The sequence below is a fragment of the Bradyrhizobium sp. 23AC genome (assembly GCF_054863025.1).
In genome coordinates this window covers 1-474 of the sequence record NZ_JAVAYN010000076.1, presented here as the reverse complement: position 1 = coordinate 474, position 474 = coordinate 1, and the positions used below count along the sequence as shown (strand labels likewise).

Here is a 474-nt window from a genome sequence, read left to right as displayed (position 1 = left end):
GGGCCAGCAGGTGCAGGACCAGTTCACGGTCACCAGCCAGGACGGCACCGCCTCCGGCATCGTGACGGTGACCATCATCGGCAGCAACGACGCAGCCACGGTCTCATCGGACTCGAAGTCCGTCACCGAGGGCGACACCGCGGCGGTGCTGAACACCAGCGGTCAGCTCAGCATCACCGACCCGGATACGGGCGAAGCCCATGTCGTAGCCCAGACCAATGCTCACGGGACCTACGGCGACTTCACGATCGACGCCAACGGCGCCTGGAGCTACACCGGCAACGGCGCGCATGACGAACTCACCGCCGGCCAGCAGGTCCAGGATCAGTTCACGGTGACCAGCCAGGATGGCACCGCCTCCGGCACGGTGACGGTCACCATCACCGGCAGCAATGATGCGGCGACAGTCTCATCGGACTCGAAGTCCGTCACCGAGGGCGACACCGCGGCGGTGCTGAACACCAGCGGTCAGCT

At 66.2% G+C, this 474-nt stretch carries 1 protein-coding gene; it reads left to right on the top strand.

Annotated elements, in window-relative coordinates:
• A partial coding sequence (locus RAD10_RS41505; RefSeq protein ID WP_461621986.1) for a VCBS domain-containing protein occupies positions 1 to 474 on the top strand: 474 nt, incomplete at both ends.